Below are 20,512 nucleotides of genomic sequence, written 5' to 3' on the forward strand. Positions count from 1 at the left end.
TATTATTCCCTAGTTGTCAAAATCTTTCAAGAAAATGCTGCCGGTCGTTGTAGAGACATCGATTTGCGCCATCTCATCGGCAACGCGACGGAATTGCAATAAGCGATTCGTCTTTTCTTTTTTCTCTCGGACTACTTCATAATCAGAGAGCCGGTCGTTGATACTGCCTAAGCTTGTTTTTGCTAAACCTTCTAAACCAATGGTCGTATTCAAAGCTACTTTCACATTCCCATTGACTGAACTTGCTTTGATTTTTTGTAACGTGTCATGGCCCGCTGTTAATTTTACATCACCATTGACTAGTGAGATCCCATAATTTTGAATGGCTGCTTTTGTGGTGATATTGCCATTGACTGTTTCAATAATAGAATCTAAGATTTCGCCTTCGCGAATCTCAATGTTACCGTTGACGCCTTGAATTTCTAACATGGTTGCGTTGATTTGTTTGAAGCTGATATTGCCGTTGGTCGATTTCGCATAGACATCTTTTGCATCCATCGCTTCAACAGTCAAATCACCATTCAATAATTTTACAGCTACGTGATCGTACGTCCGTTTTGGTAAATAGAAGACCAAGTCGGCTTGTACCCGTTTATTCGGAATTTGGAATGAGATATGATCTTCATCCACTTCGATTTGGCTGCGTTCCATCAATGACTGTAATGGCGTTGCCTCGTTCATTTTACCATAAAGCTTGATTTTCGCATCGACTTTGATGTCTTTTTCATCCCAAGCCTTTAAGGTCACTTTACCGTTAGCCAATTTGATATCGATCAAGGTTGGTTCAACGTCCGTGTATAAGAATTGGTGTTCAAATTTAGAAGTAATCAGACCAGGAACTTTGACATTAAAGTCTTTCCAGTCAACATTTTCTTCTACTGTATCTGAGACTGTTTTGAAGGTTTTCTTCATTAGACGGCCTAATTGAATACCGGCTTCACCCAACTTTTCACCAACTTGCGAGAACGTTTCAGTTGCTTGATCTTTCAAATCATCCGGAATGTCGAAACGATTGCGGCTGCGGTTCTTACGACCTTCATCTTGATTTTCTTGAACATTTTTCAATTGTTCCTCTTCAGCCTTCGCTTGACCTTCCAAATCAGCGACCTGTGCTTCCAAGTCTTTGATTTCTTCTTCCACGGTCTTGCGAATGTCTTCATCTTCATCTGATAAAGAATCCAACTCTTCCTTCGTGTTCAATTCCATCAAAACCTCTTGTTTTTCATGGAGTGCCGCCTTCAACTCATTCTTTTGTTGATTGATTTCATCAATATGAGCAGAAATGTGGTTGGCTTCTGTCGCTAAATCATCAAAGTACGCTTCCAGATCTTCCAAGTCCTGTTCTTCAGATCCATTGGCTTCTTTTTCATTTTCCCAATCATCTACCAAATTGGTTGCTTGGTCCCGATGATAAGAATCCACTTTGTCAGCAGCTTGTTTGATCTGCGCTTCATCTTTCGCCTTGGCCATACTTTCTAATAAATCTAAACCTTCTTCAGTTGATAAAATTCCTTTTTTAACTAATTCTAAAATACGTTGTCTTTCATTCATAGAAATTGCCTCCTTCAAAAAGCAAATACCTTACTTTTGTTTACATTCATATTATGCAATGTTTTTATCCGTTTGTCATAGGACTAAAGACCCATCTTTTTATCCGACTTCCTGAATAGAAGGTTTCTTCTATTATATACATAAAAAAACAGATGAAGTTTCCCACACCTGTTTCCAGCTTAATTTAAAAATTTTCGTTGCGATTACTATTTAATTCGGTGATTTTCCCTGTTGCTAAGTAAACGATCCACTCGCAAATATTCGTGACATAGTCCCCTACTCGCTCCAAGTAGCCAGCCACGTGTAGATAATCCGTTCCACTAATGATAGTATCTGATTCTTTTTCCATCGTATTGGTAGTCATGTCATAGATTTTTTGGAAGTAATCATTCACCCGCTCATCCATCTTGGCAATCATCCGCGCATCTTTTTCATCGGTCTTCACATACGCAATCAAAACATTGTCTACCATTTTTTTCACGTAGTTGGACATTTCGTTGATTTCCTTTTCAACTTCTAAAATCCGTGGTAAGCCCTTCAAGCGAATCGTTGATTTCGCAACTGAAACCGCATGGTCCCCCATCCGTTCCAAATCTGAACTAGCCTTCATGATCGTGATAATCGTCCGTAAATCGGTCGTAACCGGCTGTTGCAAAGCGATCATCTCAAAACTTTTTTTCTCTAAGCGGACCTCCATGTCATTGATCTCAACATCGTGATCAATGACCTCTTGCGCCAATTTTTTATCATGGTCAATGTATGACCGAACTGATTTATGCACTGCACTGGAAACCATCATCCCCATTTCGTAAAACTGATTGTGGAGATTCAATAAATCTTCTTCAAATTGTGTACGTAACATCGTTACCCTCCTTATTCCTGTTCTTGTCGTTTTCATGCTAGTCTGTGATAAGACGACTGACTTAGCCAAATTTTCCTGAGATATAATCTTCGGTTTCCTGTCTGGCCGGGTCTAAGAAAATCTTTTTCGTTTTATCAAACTCGATCAACTCTCCTTGTAAAAAGAAAGCGGTCCGATCAGAAATTCGTGAAGCCTGAGACATGTTGTGAGTCACAATGATGATCGTATAGTTTTCCTTTAACTCCAACAACATATTCTCAATTTTTCCCGTCGAAACAGGATCAAGGGCACTGGTTGGTTCATCCATCAAAATCACTTCAGGATTCACCGCTAATACACGAGCAATGCAGACCCGCTGTTGCTGCCCACCAGATAAAGACAAGGCGCTTTCATGTAACTTATCCTTCACATCATTCCAAACGGAAGCGGCTTTCAAACTTTCTTCCACCACTTGATCCAGTTTGTTCTTGTCTTTTTCCCCTTTTAATTTTAACCCATAGATGACATTCTCGTAAATCGAAAATGGAAAAGGATTCGGTTGTTGAAAAACCATTCCGATTTCTTTACGGAGTTTTACCGTATCGGTCTTAGGACTATAAATATCTTTACCTTTGTAAACGACACTGCCAGTGATCGTCACACCCGGAATCAGATCATTCATGCGATTCAACGAACGCAAATACGTTGATTTTCCACAACCCGAAGGTCCAATCATCGCTGTAATCTCGCCCTTTTCAATGGCCATGTCAATCCCTTTTAGTGCTTCTTTTTCTCCATAATATAAATGAAGATCCTTAGAAGTAATAATCTTTGACATTCAATTATCTCCTTTTTCATACTAAAGAATTTATTTTTCCCTAAGTTCAGGAAAAATAAGTTTGATGTTCAAGCCGTATATCATCCAACTAGATTGCTTCTTTTGTCTCCACAAAATCTACTACATTGTTTCAGTTCCTAGTAACCTGCTAAAAGTTGGACTGTCATCCTTTTTCATACGAAAGAATTTATTTCTCTTAGATTCAAGATCTTTTTACCCAAAGTGGCCAGATACATAATCTTCGGTTGCTTGGATTTTTGGACGAGTAAAGATTTTTGGTGTTTGATCGTATTCAATGACATGCCCTAAATAGAAAAAGGCTGTATAGTCACTGATCCGAGCCGCTTGCTGCATATTATGAGTCACAATAATGATCGTGTAATCCTCTTTTAATTGAACTAGCGTTTCTTCTACTTTACCCGTTGAGATCGGATCCAATGCACTAGCCGGTTCGTCTAACAATAAAATATCCGGCTTCATTGCGATTGCTCGGGCGATACATAAACGTTGCTGCTGCCCACCCGAAAGAGCCAGCGCGCTTTTGTCGAGATTATCTTTCACTTGATCCCATAATGCGGCTTGTTTCAAACTTGTCTCAACGGTTTCTTCTAGCAGATGTTTGTCCCGCATACCGTGCTGTTTCAAAGCAAAGGTAATATTTTCACGAATTGATTTACTGAAAGGATTTGGTCGTTGGAAAACCATACCGATTCGTTTACGCATTTCGTAAACATCGATATTGTCCGCGTTGACGTCTACGTCTTTGTACATAATTTTCCCAGTCACTCTGGCACTGCTAATGCCGTCATTCATTCGATTCAATGAACGTAGATAAGTTGACTTCCCACAGCCGGACGGTCCGATCAAGGCCGTGATTTTATTTTTTTCAAATTCCAGATCTACACCTTTAATGGCTTCGTTGTCACCATAATAAACGTGCAAGTCTTCTGTATGAAGCGCGATCTCACCGGGCATACTAATGAGGTTGCGTTCGTCCCAATTATATTCTTTCATCGAATTTCTCCTAATTCATAGTCAGCAATCATTTGCTTTAAACTTCTCAATAAAAAATTGTCTTTACGCTGAAGTCATTCTTTTATGAAGTCGTTTACCGATTGCACGGGCACCAAAGTTGAAGAGTAACACAGCTAAAATCAAAACGGCAGACGCTCCAGCAGACACACTGTTTCCATCCGGCATTGTTCCTTCTGTATTGATTTTCCAAATATGAACCGCTAATGTTTCTGCCTGACGGAAAATGCTTAAAGGACTTGAAACGCTTAATGGATTCCAGTTGGTGAAATCCAAAGCTGGGGCGCTTTGGCCCGCGGTATAAATTAAGGCCGCCGCCTCACCGAAGATCCGGCCTGAGCTCAAGATTACCCCTGTTAAAATTCCTGGCAATGCGTCAGGTACTACAATCTTCGTTACCGTTTCCCAACGTGAGAGACCTAGCGCCAAGCCAGCTTCACGTTGTGTGTAATGAATCGCCCGCAAGGACTCTTCAATATTTCTTGTTAGTAAAGGTAAGTTGAACAAGGTCAGGGCTAATGCTCCTGATAAAATCGAGAAGCCGTAGCCAAACTGGATAACGAACAATAAGAAACCGAACAAACCAACAACAACTGAAGGTAAAGAACTTAAAATTTCAATCGAGGTCCGAATCACATTGGTCACCCAATTATCTTTGGCATATTCCGATAAATAAATCCCGGCGCCTAAGGAAATCGGTAAGCTGATGATCATCGTGATCAATAATAAGTAAATCGAGTTGAATAATTGAATCCCGATTCCGCCGCCTTTTTGATAGGCCTTCGAAGGCGAAGTCAAAAATTCCCACGAGACATGAGGCAAGCCGCGAATCAAGATATACAGTAATAGAAAGGCTAAGATCGCTACGATCAAAGCGGAGACGCCATAAAGCACGCCGGTTGCAATTTTATCTGCGCGTTTGGCTTTACCCATTGCTTATCTCCCCTTTCTTACCAATGTAACGAATCAAAATATTGAAAACTAATGACATAAATAATAGGATCAAGGCCAACGACCACAACACATTATTTTCTACTGTGCCCATAATCGTATTTCCAATTCCCATGGTTAAGATCGAGGTCAATGTGGAAGCCGGTGTCGTTAAGCCGGTCGGCATTAGCGCAGCGTTCCCGATAACCATTTGAATGGCCAACGCTTCACCAAAGGCTCGAGCCATTCCAAAGACCACCGCTGTTAAAATTCCCGGCACAGCTGCTCGTAAGACCACTTTATAAATTGTTTGCCAACGGGTTCCACCAAGAGCTAATGACGCTTCCCGATAATGACGTGGTACTGATTTCAATGTATCGACAGTCATTGTTGTAACTGTCGGCAAGATCATAACGAATAAAACAAAGGTCCCGGACAAAATCCCAAAACCTGTTCCACCAAAAATTGACCGAATAAAAGGAACGATCACGGTTAAACCAATGAACCCATAAACAACTGAGGGGATTCCTACCAGTAGCTCAATAACCGGCTGTAAGAATTTTTGCCCTTTCGTAGGTGAAATTTCGGTCATAAAGACCGCTGCACCAATCGCGAAAGGTGTTGCCACGATCGCTGATAAAAAGGTCACCATGAACGATCCTAAGATCATCGGCAATGCACCGACTAACGGCTGGCCGTCAGGACCCGTAGCGCTAGGATTCCAGACTGTTCCAAATAGAAAGTCAAATACATTAATTTTATCTACAAAAAAAGTTGATAACCCTTTACTTGCTACAAAATAAAAAATGGCTCCAACTACAAACACAATCAACGCGATACACACAAAACTGATGAAGCGTCCCCGCTGTTCAATCCTCGCGCGTTTTGATTTTGTTGTGAGGGCTTTTTTTACATCTTCATTTTCCAAGGCTGACTCCTCCTGATTTCCACGAAACGCAGTGATTCGTTAAGAAACAATTCGTATTCTTGTAATTATTTTCTTTTGAGGTTCATTATTTTTTAAACCAACAAAATCATTTTACCTATTGAAAATCAATTTCTTTTTAACCTTCTGTAACGATTGGGTGACATTTGTAAAGAACGTGTAAATGAAAAAACGGTCCCGGATAAGTGCTGAAAATAGCTGTAACAAGAATCACTAGTTACGGCTATTCGGTTGTATTGCCACTTAGAAATGGTCTCATTCAACTAAGTCTTCTTGCGTCCACCCCTTCTGCTTCCGTTCTTGCATATTCTTATCTGTTAATAACCTTTTACTCACCTCTCGCTTCGGTTTACTGCTCATCAAGTTAGAGATACCGAAAAACGAGTTCCTTCTTCCTACAACTTGGTGCTTCTTTTTGATCAACTAGTAGTTGCAACTCCTTTATATTAACAAAAAAACATAAATTCGTAGGCTAATATTTTTCTATCCTAGATGGGAATCATTTTTTTAGTATGACTGAAGCTTATGCTAAAAGTATACCGAGCTTCTACTCAAAAAGCTGTTATCCTGCTCAATAAGTTGATTAGAACAAGAATTAAAAAAAAGACCCCAACAAAAATCAGTCAGGATCTTACTTATACAGCTATTTAATTAATTTGATTCCCTTGCCAGTCGCGTTCCACTTTCATTTCTGAAATTGAAATATACCCTAGTTGAGGAACAATTTTTTCTTGGACACTGTCCGAAAGCATATACTCAAGAAAATCTTTGACTAACTCTGTGGGTTCACCTTTTGTATACATGTGTTCATAAGCCCAGATCTTCCAGCGATTGGTACTTACATTTTCATCCGTAGGCTGAATACCATCGATACTCAGTGTTTGAACTTCATTGGTTACATACGAAAAAGCGGTATAACTGATAGCACCCGGCGTATCTGCTACAATCTGCCGTACCATGCCACTGGAATCTTGCTCCTGCGCCCGAATTGCGGTTTTTCCATCCAAGACCCACTGTTCAAACGTTGCACGCGTTCCACTACCTGAAGCACGATTCAAAATGACAATCTCTTGATCTTTGCCGCCGACTTCTTTCCAGTTTTTGATCTCACCTAAGAAAATCTTGCGTAGATTTTCTAAGCTGATATCTTTTATGCCTACCCCTTTATTAACGATTGGAGTAATCCCCACAACTGCAACCTTATGATCCACTAATTTGCTTGCATCAATCCCATTTTTCTCTTCCGCAAACAAATCTGAATTTCCGATATCCACCGCACCAGATTGCACTTGACTCAAACCAGTGCCACTCCCGCCTCCTTGAACGTTAATAAACCGGCCGGGATTTTTGCTTTGGTATTCCTCTGCCACTGTTTCAACAAGTGGTTGCAATGCAGATGAACCAACAGCAGTGATTGATTCGCCGCGATCGATCCATTTTGAACAACCTGACAAAAGTAAAATCATTCCTAATAGCGGAAGTAATAACCGTTTTTTCATGAAAAATCTCCTTAACATGTTTCCTTTGAATTAAGTTACATTAAACAAGCTAGTTCATTTTATCCTATCAAACCCAGAAAGCGCAAATAATTTTTATAAGAGTGGCGAAATTAAACGAGCGATGCCTTCCTTGAATTTAATCCAAGTCCCTCGCTGATTGTATTTTTCTTGGGTCAATAGTTCAGAGCGCATCGAATCTTGATAAAAGGCTTCTCTGACTTGTTCCGCAAAATCACTATCATAAACAATCGTATTCACTTCAAAATCCAATTTAAACGAACGTACATCAATATTCGCTGAACCAACCGAAGCAATCCCAGAATCAATCACCATTGTTTTCGCATGGATAAATCCATCCTCATAGGTTTCGATAATTGCACCGTATTCGATCAATTCGGCAACAAAGGAATAGGTCGCCCAGTAAACCAATAAGTGGTCGGGTTTATTAGGAATTTGGATTCGCACCTTAACGCCTGATAACAGTGCCAACTTCAATCCTTCATGAATCGAAGCATCAGGAATATAATAAGGCGTTTGAATCAAAATTTCTTTTTTAGCTAAATTAATCATTTTTAAATACGTCATTTTAATTTGTTCATGTTCACTGTCGGGCCCACTGCTGACAATTTGCAAGGCCAGTTTACCTTTGGACTCAATCTCCGGAAAATAATCCGGTTGATAAACCACTTCATTTTTTTGTTGCGAATTCCAATCCATCAAAAAGCGGTTCTGCAACGTGTACACAGCCTGACCACGGATTCGTAAATGATTGTCTCGCCAATAGCCGAATTTCTCTACTAACCCTAGATACTCATCGCCGACATTAAAACCACCAGTATAGCCAATCTCTCCGTCGATCACCACGATCTTACGATGATTCCGATAATTCATTCGTGGATTTATATAAGGTAGAAATAATGGAAAGAAGAATTCAACTTCTCCTCCAGCTTCAATCAAAGGCGCAAAAAAATGACGGTTGGCTTGCGTGGAGCCCCAAGCGTCCAGCAACAATCGAACTTTTACACCCCGACTAGCAGCTGCAATCAGGGCTGCGCGAACTTCAAGTCCCAACGCGTCTGCCCGATAAATATAATATTCCATATGGATGTGATACTTCGCCTGCTGGATATCTTCCAGCAGTGCATCAAATTTTTCTCGCCCATCCGTATAAAGTACCACATCATTATTCGTGGTATACAATGAACTTTCAAAAATCGTCAACATATAGATCAGCTGTCTTGGATCCACTTGATCGGTATTAGGTTTGGGAAACAATCCGCGATGAAAGGCGCGCTGCTGCTGTTGAACTTCAACATTCATCCCGATTTTTGTTTGAATCTTCATATCAAAGATGCGTTCTTTCGAGATTCCTTTACCGAAAAAGATATATAAAACAAATCCCAATACGGGAATAAAGGTTAAAACTAATAACCACGCCCACGTGTTAACCGTATCTTTGCGTTCGCGAAAAACAATAATAAACGATAAAATTGTATTGATAATTAAGAAAAATAACCCCATATGCTCTGTCACAAACGACATGACCCCAACTCCTTCTTATAAAGAATAGCCGAGAAAAAGCGGATTGTAAACCGACGACTTTAATGATTTGTCGTTTTTTCTAACCGCATATCCATGTGAGGAATGTCATCTTCCAAATAAATTTCCGACCAAGCCGTAAATCCAAAGGACTGATAAAAATCGATTAAATGGGCTTGCGCCGAAATAATCACCGACCGCTGGGGAAACCGCTCTTCGATGGCTTCCAGCGTTTCCGTAACAAGCTTGCGACCTAATTGGTGTCCCCGGAATTCCTTGACCACCATAACACGTCCAAAATGGATGCCATTACTCGTTTCATAAATCCGTGCATACGCCTGTAATTTATCCTGTTCCATCAAACAAACATGGATCGCCTCACGATCGATTTCATCGACTTCTTGATAAGGACAGTTTTGTTCAACGACAAAAACGGCGGTTCGAGCCTGTAAAATAGTCAACAATTCTTGTGATGACAATTGATCGGTGGTTTTAATCATCATTGCCTCCTGTGATCCTCTTTTTAAATTAGTGTAACGTATTTTTCGTCTACTGTCCGCTAGTTACTTTGATTCCGATGATTCCGACAATCAACAACAACACAAAAAAACTAGTGAGCAAAGACAAGTGATCGTGAAAGAACAACACCCCTACGATAATCGAACCAACCGCTCCGATTCCTGTCCAAATGGGGTAGGCCAGACTCATTGACAAGGCATGTAATGATCTTGCTAAAAAGAAAAAACTAGCTGCCATACCAATTAAGGTTAAAATAGAAAAATTTAACCGACTAAACCCCTCACTTAACTTCATCATGGTTGCCCAAAAAACTTCGAAAGCTCCTGCCACAATTAATGCTACCCATGCCATAATAACTTCCTCCTTAATTTTTTAATTTCCCGCCATCAAATCCAGTCCAAAAAAAGACAAACAAAAAAAGGGCGTCCAATTTCTTCAAAGACCTAACGAAATTGGCTCCCTTGCTCGGTAGCGTTTAAATTAAATTCATTACTATCTTAGGACCTTTTAGTTTAAAAGGCAAATTTTTGCAATTAAAAAACTTCCGCGACAAAGTCGCGAAAGTTTACTAACCTAGATTTTTAAGAAACGACGCATTGAAATCACTGAACCTAGAGAACCGATCAAATACCCACCGACAGCCATAACAATGTCTAGAATCCAAACAATCTCGTTAGGGCGCAGCAATGCCAGATTTGATTGCAATAGATACGGCGCCGCTAAACCATATACTTGTTGGTAACCATACGTCAAAACTAAAATTGGAACGATTGAACCGATCAACCCGATCCAGCCACCTTCAAGAAAGAAAGGCCAGCGAATGTACCCATTTTTCGCACCAACTAGACGCATGATCTGAATCTCAGTTTTCCGTGAGATAATAGTGATCCGAATCGTGTTTGAGATCAAGAAAATTGCCACAAAAATCAATAATGCTGCGGCTGCTAGTCCCCAAGTTCGAACAACTTTCGCCATTTGAATGATACGATCGGCTGAATTACCGCCGTAATTTGCTCTAAAGACGTTAGGCAATTGACTCGCTTGACGTGTGACCGGCCGAATATATTGAGCATCCGTCGCACTGACTACATAAACATCATAAAGGGGATTGCTGTCGCCTTCAAATAAATCCCACGCGTCACCCATTTGAGCTTGGATTTTTTTCAGCTGGTCTTCCTTGCTGGAGAAGGTCACTTTATCCACATGGTTAATCTCTTGTAAATCTGTTTTTAATTCTTTCAATTCTTTTTCTTTTGTACCGATATCAACAAAGACAGTCACTTCGACATTGCCCTCGACATCATGAGCTAATTTTGTCGCATTCATGATTACCGCTAGGAAGATTCCTGCCATTGTTAACGTGATCGTTACCGCACTGACAGAAGCCAACGTCATCCAGCCATTACGTTTGACACTCTTGATACTTTCCAACAAATGTCGGAAGAAATTTCTAATCATCAAACTCATATTCCCCTTCCGCTTCATCTCGAACGATCAACCCATTTTCAATCGCGATCAAACGATGACGCATCGTATCAACAATTGTCTTGTTGTGTGTCGCCATAACAATGGTCGTTCCTTGATTATTGATTCGCTCTAATAGATTCATGATTTCCCATGAAGTATCCGGGTCCAAATTCCCTGTAGGTTCATCAGCAATCAAAACTTTAGGTGTATTTACAATTGCACGTGCAATCGACACCCGTTGCTGTTCCCCACCAGATAATTCATTTGGGAAAACGCGGACTTTGTGCTTCAAGCCGACAAGATCCAACACTTCCATGACACGTTTTTTGATTTCACGTGGTTTGCGACCAATTACTTGCATCGCATAAGCAACATTTTCATAAACCGTTTTTCTTGGCAATAATTTGAAATCTTGGAAGACAACGCCGACATCACGACGCAAATAAGGAACTTCTTTATTTTTGATTTTTAATAAATCATGACGAGCAACATCCAGCACTTTCCCAGAGGTTGCTTTTTCTTCACGGTACATCAATTTGATAAAGGTAGATTTTCCGCTACCAGAGGGACCAACAACATAGACGAACTCACCTTGATCGATATGGACCGAAATCCCACGTACAGCAGTTGTCTTATTCGGATATTTTTTTGTTACATCCTGCATTTCAATCATGCTTTATCTCTCCAAACCTCTTAAATTCTTTGTTATTATAGCACGTCAACATTGCAACTGGCTTTCATTACTTTACAATTTGATTTCATTTTAGCTTAAGCTTTTTGTGCTAGACGCCATTTCAAGTAAGCATCAATGAAAGGATCCAACTCTCCATCCATCACTGCTTGGACATTCCCTGTCTCGTAATCGGTCCGGTGATCTTTCACCATTGAATAAGGGTGGAAAACATAGGAGCGAATTTGCGAGCCCCATCCGATTTCCTTTTGCTCGCCTCGTAAAGCGGCCGCTTCTTGTTCCTTTTTCTCAATTTCCAATTGATAAAGTTTGGCTTTTAACGTCTGCATCGCGGTTTCCCGGTTATGAAATTGTGAACGCTGCGCTTGACTGGCAACGACTGTTCCGGTTGGCAAGTGAGTAATCCGGACAGCAGAAGAGGTTTTATTGATATGCTGTCCACCGGCACCACTTGCTCGGTAAACATCTACCTTCAAATCATCTGGATTGATTTCAACTTCGATATTTTCATCTAATTCAGGCATCACTTCCACCGAACAAAATGACGTGTGCCGACGACTAGCTGAATCAAAAGGCGAGATCCGAACTAAGCGATGCACGCCCTTTTCAGATTTCAGATACCCATATGCATTGGTGCCTTTAATCATTAAGGTTACGCTCTTAATACCTGCCTCGTCGCCTGCTTGGTAATCAATCGTTTCCACTGAAAAGCCATGCTGTTCGGACCAACGTGTATACATCCGCAAAAGCATCGAGCCCCAATCTTGTGATTCTGTTCCACCCGCTCCAGGATGCAGTTCCAAGATCGCATTGTTTTTATCATAAGGCTCATCCAATAATAAAAACAATTGAAATCCAGCGACTTTTTCCTGCAATTGCAGCAAACGTTGTTCCAATTCTGCTTGCAGCTCACTGTCAAATTCTTCTTGTTGCATTTCCCACATCAAATTCAACTCTTCGCTCTCATTAGCGATCACTTGAAATTGATCATAGGTTTCTTTTTCGCCATTGTTGTGATTAATTAGTGCCTGGGCTTTTTCCGAGTCATCCCAAAAATCAGGTGCCGTCATTTGGTTTTCTGCTTCTGCAATGTTTTCTTCTAACTGTTCGAGGTCAAAGAGACCCCCTGAAACTAGTCACTTGCTCTTGAATTGTGTCTAATAAATTCCGGATTTCTGCGTTTTCCAATTTTATTCCCTCTTTCTCATGAATCAAGAAATGATTTCTTGATTCAATCCTAAAAACCTGCGTAACAAAAAATTTGAGTAATCCATTCGTAAAACAGGAGCTGTGACATCTAGATGTCCCAGCTCCTCTGAAAATTAACTGTTGCGTGAAGCTCTTATAATCCTTTACCATGGCAATTTTTGTATTTCTTGCCACTACCGCAAGGGCATGGATCATTCCGCCCGACTTTTTCGACATGAATCGGTTTTTGCTTCGTTTCAGTCAAATTTTTAGGATCACCATCGGCTTCTACTGGATGTTCCTCTTGATTTTGAGCAACTTGTTCCCGTTGTACATTTTGGCGGATTTCCGCTTTCATGAAGAGACGGGTCACTTCAAATTCGATTGCTCCTACCATGTCTTCAAACATCTTGTAGCCTTCTGTTTGATATTCAACCAATGGATTGTTTTGCCCGTAAGCTCGCAAGCCGACCGATTGACGTAATTGATCCATCGCATCGATATGGTCGGTCCATTTTGTATCGACAACTCGCAAAATAACAACTTTTTCAAATTCCAATAATTGCTCTGGACTTTGCAATTGTGCTACTTTTGCATCAAAGACCTCTTTGGCACGACCATATAAATAATCTTTCATTTCTTCTGGTGTTTTGCCTTCGAAGTCGGCTTTTGAAACGGTGTCTTCGTGAACCAAGGTTGTTCCGGCAAAGTCAGCCAACGCTTCAAGATTCCAATTTTCTTTTTCTAATTGGGTATGGCTGTCGACTACCCGTGAGATTGTCCGACGTACCATGTTCAATAATTGCGGTGATAAATCTCTTTCGCCCATGATGACATCTTGACGCTGTTTATAAATGACTTCACGCTGTTCACGCATCACGTCATCGTATTGCAAGACATTTTTACGTGTATCGTAGTTATTACCTTCAACCCGTTTTTGGGCAGATTCTACTTGACGAGTCAGCATCTTGCTCTGGATCACCGCATCTTCGTCTTCAACTTTCATACGGTCTAAGAATGCTTTGATCCGTTCAGAACCGAAACGTTTCATTAAGTCATCTTCCAACGAAAGATAAAATTGTGAAACCCCTGGATCTCCTTGACGACCCGAACGTCCACGAAGCTGATTATCGATCCGGCGTGATTCATGACGCTCGGTACCAATGACAGCTAAACCGCCTAATTCAACAACGCCTAGGCCAAGCTTAATATCGGTTCCTCGACCAGCCATGTTGGTGGCGATCGTCACAGAACCTTTTTGTCCGGCATTCATAATGATTTCCGCTTCTTTAAAGTGGTTCTTGGCATTCAAGACTTCGTGAGGAACTTTTTCCGAATTTAGCATGTTTGAAAGTAATTCAGACGTTTCAACAGCCACCGTACCAACTAGAATTGGTTGACCTTTACGATGACGTTCTTTAATATCTTGCACCACTGCTTGGAATTTACTTTCTAAGGTTGGGTACAATAAATCCGCGTGGTCTTCCCGGATAATTGGACGGTTCGTTGGGATTTGAACGACTTCAATATTATAAATTTCACGGAACTCTTCTTCTTCCGTTTTAGCCGTACCAGTCATCCCAGATAATTTTTTGTACATCCGGAAGTAGTTTTGGAAAGTGATTGTTGCCATTGTTTTGGTTTCGTCTTCAATTTCGACGCCTTCTTTGGCCTCGATCCCTTGATGTAAGCCATCAGAATAGCGACGACCGTCCATAATCCGTCCAGTAAATTGGTCAACGATTAGGACTTTGCCTTCCTGAACCACATAATCAATATCGCGAATCATAATAAAGTTCGCCCGCAAGGCTTGATCCAAGTGATGGGTCAAGGCCGTGTTTTCCAAGTCATACAAGTTTTCTAAGCCGAAGTTTTCTTCTGCCTTTTCGATTCCTTGTTCAGTCAAGCCGATTGTTTTTGATTGGATATCAATTTTGAAATCTTCCTCTTCTTTTAAACGCTTCACGAAATTATCCGTCCGCGTATAAAGAGCCGTTGATTTTTCAGCAGCGCCAGAAATGATCAGTGGTGTCCGAGCTTCATCAATCAAAATGGAGTCCACTTCATCGACGATCGCGTAGTTCAATGGACGTTGAACCATTTGACTTTGGTAAACCACCATATTATCACGTAAATAGTCAAAGCCAAGCTCGTTATTCGTGCTATACGTGATATCACAATTATAGGCTTCGCGTTTTTCATCGGCTGTTTTTGAATTGATGTTTAAACCAACACTTAAGCCAAGGAAATTATACAATTCACCCATCTCAGTCGAGTCACGAGTAGACAAGTATTCATTTACTGTAACAACGTGGACCCCTTCACCAGTCAACGCATTTAAATAAACCGGCATTGTCGCTGTTAAGGTTTTTCCTTCACCGGTTTTCATTTCAGGGATATTTCCGTCATGTAAGACAATCCCCCCCATTAATTGAACATGGTAAGGATACAACCCCAAGACCCGCTTCGCTGCTTCGCGAACGACCGCAAAAGCCTCTGGTAATAACTCGTCCAGTGTTTCTCCTGCCTTATAACGTCCTTTAAATTCATCAGTCTTACCACGCAACTGCTCGTCTGATAATTTTTCCATGTCATCAGCATATGCTTCAACTTTATCAGCAATGCTACTTAGACGCTTTAATTCTTTTTTATCGTTTTCGATCATTTTTCTAAGAAAGTTTGCCATTCGTTTGTCTTATCTCCTTTAGTTCTTTTCTATTTTTTGATAGAAACCCGCTAGTATATTTTAGCATTAGTCCAACAGAAAAGAAACTTCTGTTAGCGAATAATGGTGTACTTAATAGAATGATTAAACTTTCTTTTAGTATTTTTGCTTTTGCCTACCCCATCAATGATCGTTACTTCTTTTTATCGACTGATTTCAAAAGCTTTATTTTGTGTGAAAATAAAAAACCTTCCAGCTGAGGCTGGAAGGTTTTATTTCTTTGATTAATCTGTTTCGATCAAACCATATTTGCCGTCTTTACGACGATAAACAATGCTTGTACCATTCGTTTCCGCATCTTCGAAAATGAAAAAGTTGTGTCCAAGCATATTCATTTGTAAGACTGCTTCTTCGCTACCCATTGGTTTTAGTGATAAGCGTTTGGTACGTACGATTTCTAATTCTGACTCTTCAGAATCTTCAACATTCACTAACACTTCCACGTCACGCTCAGGTACACCGGTCTCACGAGCTTTACGATTAATTTTTGTTTTAAATTTGCGGATCTGACGCTCTAATTTATCCACAACCAAATCAATACTTGCATATAAATCTGGTGAAGTTTCTTCGGCCCGAAGAACTAAGTAAGGTAATGGAATCGTTACTTCAACTTTCGCAGTTTTTTCTGTGTAAACCTTCAAATTTACATAAGCAGTTGCGTCCGGAACATCAGTGAAGTAGCGTTCTAACTTACCTACTTTCTTTTCAACGTAATTGCGGATAGCTTCGGTAACTTCGATGTTTTCTCCTCGAACATTATATCTAAACATACGTATTGCCCCTTTCGTCTTACCAACTGAAGATTGAGGAAGGACCACTCTTACCTCTCTTCTTAACTCTATTATAGCGAACTCTAATCCTTTTGCAAAGTAAATCGCTACCAATTTCATCATCAATATTTCGACATTTAGCGAGCAAAAGTCAGAGTTTTCACTGTTTTTACGCCATTTTGATAGAGCAACTCAGCCCCGTGGACCAATGTACGACCTGTTGTATAAACATCGTCCACTAATAAAACTCTTTGATTTCTAATTTTCTCTTTTGGTACTTTCACTGTAAAGGGCTGCTCCATTTTTAATCGTTCAGCCCGCGTTTTTTCTGACTGAGGAGCTAGCTCTTTACGCGCCAATAAAAAATGAAAAGGCGGGTTCGTCAGCTCTAAGCAGCTGCTGACTTGATTAAAGCCCCGTGTGGCAAAACGTTCCATTGAAAGAGGCATCGGACAAATCAAATAGTCACGATAATTTTTCAGTGCTTGATTCAGTTCAGTGGTAAAGGCTCCTCGTAAACGATAATCTCCAGTAAATTTATAGTCTTCGATCCATTTGCGAAAACCTGCATCATAATAAAAAAGCCCGCGATTTTCTAAAACAAAACCAACTTGCTTTTGCCATTGAAGACAATCACCGCATAATTCAACTGAATTTGGACGGCCACAACCAGGACAAGCCACCTTTTGTTCAATCACAGTGAAAAGCTGCTGGCAGTGAAAACAGCGGTGACTACTTTGAAAAAATAATTCCAGCAATGTTAAATTTTTAATCAGTTCTTTTTGACAGCAACTACAGCGCATCGATTAGCCCCTCCTGCAACGCTTGTTGATTATGATTCCTAATCTCTTTGATTGCTCCTTTCATGTCCTTGGTCATTTCACTAGTTACAAAGATGACCTCCGCTTCGGAATACGCTCCTTTGCGATCGGCTCGACCAGCAATCTGGACTAGCGCAGCTTGATTAAAGACACGATGTGATGCTTGCAACACCACCACCGAAACAGTTTCAAAGGTTACCCCTCGCTCTAAAATCGTCGTTGTAAGCAGCAAGTCATACCGACCTTCACGCATATTTTCAACTTTAACCAAGCGTTCCTTATCTTTGGAGAACACGGTGGTCAATCGGCTATCAGCCAAATTGGCTTTAAAATAGCTTTCACTTTTTGCTAATAGCTGGATACTCGGACAAAAAAGCAAAACATGATTTTTTGTTAATAGTGAACGTATCCGCTGTAAAATTTTTTTATTCAGCAAGCCTCGGTTTAATGATTTTTCTAAGTTCACTGTCCATAGAATCTCCGGCAAAACCAGTGGACGCCGGTGATAGCGCGCAGGCAAATAATACGTACAATCAGCTGCTTGCCTCAATTTTTTATCCGGCGTCGCGCTGAGGTAAATCCGCCTAGCTTTTTTTCGCTGTGCTCGCGTCACCGCTTGAGGCAGTAGTGGATCCGTACTGTAGGGAAAAGCATCCGCCTCATCAACGATCACCAAATCGAAATAGTCCTGATAACGTAACAGCTGATGAACGGTGCAAATCACAAAGGTATCTCCAGCATCTTTTCGCTCTTGTCCATGAAACAGACTAATTCTTTCTTTTGGAAAAGCCTGCCGGAAGCGTAGATAAAGTTCATTACAAACATCTACTCGTGGAGAAGTCAGCACCACTCGCTGGCCCTTTTCCAAAACTGCTTTGATCAACGGAAATAGAATCTCCGTCTTTCCTGCCCCAGTGACTGCCCACAATAAAAAAGTTTTTCCATTCCGTAGATCTGTGACTAATCGCCGGGCAATTTTTTCCTGAGCTGAAGAAAAGACTCCGGACCAAGCTAAGACAACTTTTCTTGCGGACAATTCTTTTACAGGAAAATAATAAAGAAAAGAATGACTGCTGATCCTTCCTAACACTAGGCAGGCCGGACAATAAAAGAACCCCGCCGGAAGTGCTTCTTGAGAAAGATTTCCACAACGTTGGCAAACCCAACTCTCTCCCACTGCGTTCATCGCTGGGATTTTTTTAGCCTGATTCAAGTCAACATCCGGATAAAAGGCTTGCCACTCTTGTCGTAATAACCGCTGTCCCGTGATCGCCATTTAATCACTCCTAAAAAACATTCTTATCAAAAGATACGCAAAAAAAGCTGAACACTATACTGTCCAGCTAAATTAACCAATTTGATTTTACCAATTTATTAAAAACGATATATTCTTTATTCAGATTGACTTGTACGACTTCATAGTTGGCATTCAGCCAGCCATAAGCACCTTTTTCTGGGTGACGGTAATCGTTCGCCCACCAATCATAATCCCGTCGGGCAGTCAGCGGCAAGCCGCTTCTTGGAAATAATAGCTCATCAAATTGGGTGAAGGTCAACGTCACTTGGGAACCATTATTCTTTTTTAAATAATGGGTAATGGCATCATATTTTTTTGCACGGGTCATAGTCATCTCTCACCTTCAAAATTTTCAATTCTCACTTGCATCCTTACTTGATAGTTGAAACCGGCCCTACTTTTCTCCTATACTGAAAACAAGAGAAAAAAAGTGAGGCTAAATCATGCTGCAAAATTATCGTACCATCAAACAAGACCATTACCACGAGATCGAAATCAAAAAATCTCGTTTTATTTGTTCCTTAAAGCGGATCGACTCTGAAGAAGAAGCTAAAAACTTTATCCAACAGCTGAAAAAAGAGCATTGGAAAGCGAATCATAACTGCAGCGCCTTTATCTTAGGGGAGCACAACGAAATCCAACGTTCTTCTGACGATGGTGAACCTAGTGGAACCGCCGGGGTACCAATGCTTGAAGTCTTAAAGAAAAATGATTTGATCAACGTCTGTGCTGTTGTGACTCGTTACTTCGGTGGCACCAAACTAGGAGCCGGCGGATTGATTCGTGCGTATTCAGGCGCAGTCGCCCAAGCTATTGCCGATATTGGCATCGTTGAGGGCCGACTGCAGCAAGAAGTGTCTATCCAATTGGATTATTCAAACTGGGGAAAACTGGAAAATTTCTTAACGGCTCAAAAGATCGCCGTCAAAGACACGCAATTCACTGATCAAGTGGTCACCACTTGCATGGTGGATGAACCAGATGTTGCAGCTTTTGAAGAACAGATTACCGATTTATTAAATGGCCAAGCAGCCTTCACTCTAGGCGAGATCAGCTATTTTGAACAAGTCATCCAAGAGGCCTAGCTTCTTGGATTATTTTTCTAAATAGAATTCAAAACGACTGCCAACATATTGCGTACGTACATACTCAAATGGGCGTTCATCCGCTAAGTAGGAAACTTGACGCAGCCGTAAAATCGCATCCCCACGTTTAACGGCTAGGTATTCTGCTGTTTGCTCCGAAGCTAAAACAGCAGAAACGGTTTGATTGGCCTGTCCGATCTCAAAGCCCTTTTCTTGCAAGCTATGATAAAAAGAATCTGTAATTTCTTCTTTACTGAAGCCTTCGACTAGTTTCGCAGGGATACTCGCCACTTCAAAACAAATAGGCACTTCATCTGCATAACGAATTCGTTCCATTCGTAACACTTGCTCGCCTTTGTCTAAGCCGAGTTTTTCCGCTTCACTAGAGCTAGCACGAGAATTAAAAAAAGAAATCGTTTTACTAGAAGGTATTTTCCCTAAAGATTCCATAATATCGGTAAAGCTCGTTGTCCCACTCATTTTTTCTTGGACTTTTTTACTGGCAACATAAGTTCCTGAACCAATTTTCCGCTCTAAGATTCCCTCGTCCGATAACGTCTGGATCGCTTGACGCAAGGTCATTCGACTGACGCCAAATTTTAACGACAATTCACGTTCAGAAGGCAAGCGATCGCCTACTTTCCACACACCATTTTCAATCTCATGCTTTAATTGATCATGAATTTGAATATATACGGGCACTTGATTTGCCACATTCCATCACTCCTGTTGATTTTTCTATATTTATTATAACTGGTATATACCTAATGTAC

The 20,512-nt window shown here is 40.7% G+C and carries 20 protein-coding genes; 1 reads left to right on the top strand and 19 read right to left on the bottom strand.

Translation table 11 applies throughout. The features are described from left to right. Window positions 1-9: 9 nt before the first annotated feature. From liaX to FFM67_RS04045, 18 genes are all read right to left on the bottom strand, one after another. Window positions 10-1,551, bottom strand: coding sequence for a daptomycin-sensing surface protein LiaX (liaX, locus tag FFM67_RS03960; protein WP_137613326.1), 1,542 nt, complete (start codon window positions 1,549-1,551; stop codon window positions 10-12). Between the two features lie 184 nt (window positions 1,552-1,735). Continuing rightward, on the bottom strand, window positions 1,736-2,413 hold the full coding sequence (gene phoU / locus FFM67_RS03965) for a phosphate signaling complex protein PhoU (protein WP_071862273.1): 678 nt from the start codon (window positions 2,411-2,413) through the stop codon (window positions 1,736-1,738). 61 nt (window positions 2,414-2,474) lie between these two features. Further along, window positions 2,475-3,230: a phosphate ABC transporter ATP-binding protein PstB gene (gene pstB, locus FFM67_RS03970; RefSeq protein ID WP_137613327.1), complete on the bottom strand. Its 756-nt coding sequence runs from the start codon at window positions 3,228-3,230 to the stop codon at window positions 2,475-2,477. Between the two features lie 213 nt (window positions 3,231-3,443). Further along, complete coding sequence (gene pstB / locus FFM67_RS03975; protein ID WP_137613328.1) at window positions 3,444-4,244, bottom strand: phosphate ABC transporter ATP-binding protein PstB; 801 nt, start codon at window positions 4,242-4,244, stop codon at window positions 3,444-3,446. Between the two features lie 63 nt (window positions 4,245-4,307). Further along, entirely contained in the window at window positions 4,308-5,195 is an 888-nt protein-coding gene (gene pstA / locus FFM67_RS03980; protein WP_137613329.1) for a phosphate ABC transporter permease PstA, read from the bottom strand. Further along, window positions 5,188-6,120: a phosphate ABC transporter permease subunit PstC gene (gene pstC, locus FFM67_RS03985; protein WP_071862277.1), complete on the bottom strand. Its 933-nt coding sequence runs from the start codon at window positions 6,118-6,120 to the stop codon at window positions 5,188-5,190. The genes pstA and pstC overlap by 8 nt, the downstream gene beginning before the upstream one ends. A 665-nt stretch (window positions 6,121-6,785) precedes the next feature. Beyond that, the gene (locus FFM67_RS03990) at window positions 6,786-7,637 is read right to left on the bottom strand and encodes a phosphate ABC transporter substrate-binding protein PstS (RefSeq protein ID WP_137613330.1); all 852 of its coding nucleotides are present in this window, start codon (window positions 7,635-7,637) and stop codon (window positions 6,786-6,788) included. Between the two features lie 93 nt (window positions 7,638-7,730). After that, window positions 7,731-9,179, bottom strand: a complete 1,449-nt coding sequence (cls, locus tag FFM67_RS03995; protein WP_137613331.1) for a cardiolipin synthase — start codon at window positions 9,177-9,179, stop codon at window positions 7,731-7,733. 59 nt (window positions 9,180-9,238) lie between these two features. Further along, window positions 9,239-9,676, bottom strand: coding sequence for a GNAT family N-acetyltransferase (locus FFM67_RS04000; protein ID WP_137613381.1), 438 nt, complete (start codon window positions 9,674-9,676; stop codon window positions 9,239-9,241). A 49-nt stretch (window positions 9,677-9,725) separates the two neighbouring features. Next, a complete protein-coding gene (locus tag FFM67_RS04005) occupies window positions 9,726-10,046 on the bottom strand; it encodes a DMT family transporter (protein WP_137613332.1) in 321 nt (106 codons plus the stop codon). A gap of 222 nt (window positions 10,047-10,268) precedes the next feature. Then, the gene (ftsX, locus tag FFM67_RS04010) at window positions 10,269-11,153 is read right to left on the bottom strand and encodes a permease-like cell division protein FtsX (RefSeq protein ID WP_137613382.1); all 885 of its coding nucleotides are present in this window, start codon (window positions 11,151-11,153) and stop codon (window positions 10,269-10,271) included. Next, window positions 11,146-11,835: a cell division ATP-binding protein FtsE gene (ftsE, locus tag FFM67_RS04015; protein WP_137613333.1), complete on the bottom strand. Its 690-nt coding sequence runs from the start codon at window positions 11,833-11,835 to the stop codon at window positions 11,146-11,148. Before ftsE ends, ftsX begins: the two co-directional genes overlap by 8 nt. A 95-nt stretch (window positions 11,836-11,930) precedes the next feature. Next, a protein-coding gene (gene prfB / locus FFM67_RS04020; RefSeq protein WP_137613334.1) for a peptide chain release factor 2 occupies window positions 11,931-13,041 on the bottom strand; the annotation gives its coding sequence in 2 pieces (ribosomal slippage) (window positions 11,931-12,968 and window positions 12,970-13,041; 1,110 coding nt in all). A 154-nt stretch (window positions 13,042-13,195) separates the two neighbouring features. Continuing rightward, entirely contained in the window at window positions 13,196-15,727 is a 2,532-nt protein-coding gene (gene secA / locus FFM67_RS04025; RefSeq protein ID WP_137613335.1) for a preprotein translocase subunit SecA, read from the bottom strand. A gap of 263 nt (window positions 15,728-15,990) precedes the next feature. Continuing rightward, the gene (hpf, locus tag FFM67_RS04030; protein ID WP_137613336.1) at window positions 15,991-16,536 is read right to left on the bottom strand and encodes a ribosome hibernation-promoting factor, HPF/YfiA family; all 546 of its coding nucleotides are present in this window, start codon (window positions 16,534-16,536) and stop codon (window positions 15,991-15,993) included. Between the two features lie 137 nt (window positions 16,537-16,673). Continuing rightward, on the bottom strand, window positions 16,674-17,234 hold the full coding sequence (locus tag FFM67_RS04035) for a ComF family protein (protein WP_246042918.1): 561 nt from the start codon (window positions 17,232-17,234) through the stop codon (window positions 16,674-16,676). Between the two features lie 94 nt (window positions 17,235-17,328). Further along, complete coding sequence (locus tag FFM67_RS04040; RefSeq protein ID WP_137613338.1) at window positions 17,329-18,633, bottom strand: DEAD/DEAH box helicase family protein; 1,305 nt, start codon at window positions 18,631-18,633, stop codon at window positions 17,329-17,331. A gap of 67 nt (window positions 18,634-18,700) precedes the next feature. Then, complete coding sequence (locus tag FFM67_RS04045; protein ID WP_170177986.1) at window positions 18,701-18,982, bottom strand: DUF7662 domain-containing protein; 282 nt, start codon at window positions 18,980-18,982, stop codon at window positions 18,701-18,703. 115 nt (window positions 18,983-19,097) lie between these two features. Here FFM67_RS04045 and FFM67_RS04050 point away from each other — a divergent pair, with 115 nt between their 5' ends. After that, window positions 19,098-19,739, top strand: coding sequence for a YigZ family protein (locus FFM67_RS04050; RefSeq protein WP_137613340.1), 642 nt, complete (start codon window positions 19,098-19,100; stop codon window positions 19,737-19,739). 9 nt (window positions 19,740-19,748) lie between these two features. Here the strand turns inward: FFM67_RS04050 and FFM67_RS04055 are convergent, their stop codons facing one another. Then, a complete protein-coding gene (locus tag FFM67_RS04055; RefSeq protein WP_137613341.1) occupies window positions 19,749-20,453 on the bottom strand; it encodes a GntR family transcriptional regulator in 705 nt (234 codons plus the stop codon). Window positions 20,454-20,512 lie beyond the last annotated feature (59 nt).

It is taken from the genome of Enterococcus viikkiensis, from assembly GCF_005405345.1.
Lineage (GTDB): Bacteria > Bacillota > Bacilli > Lactobacillales > Enterococcaceae > Enterococcus_A > Enterococcus_A viikkiensis.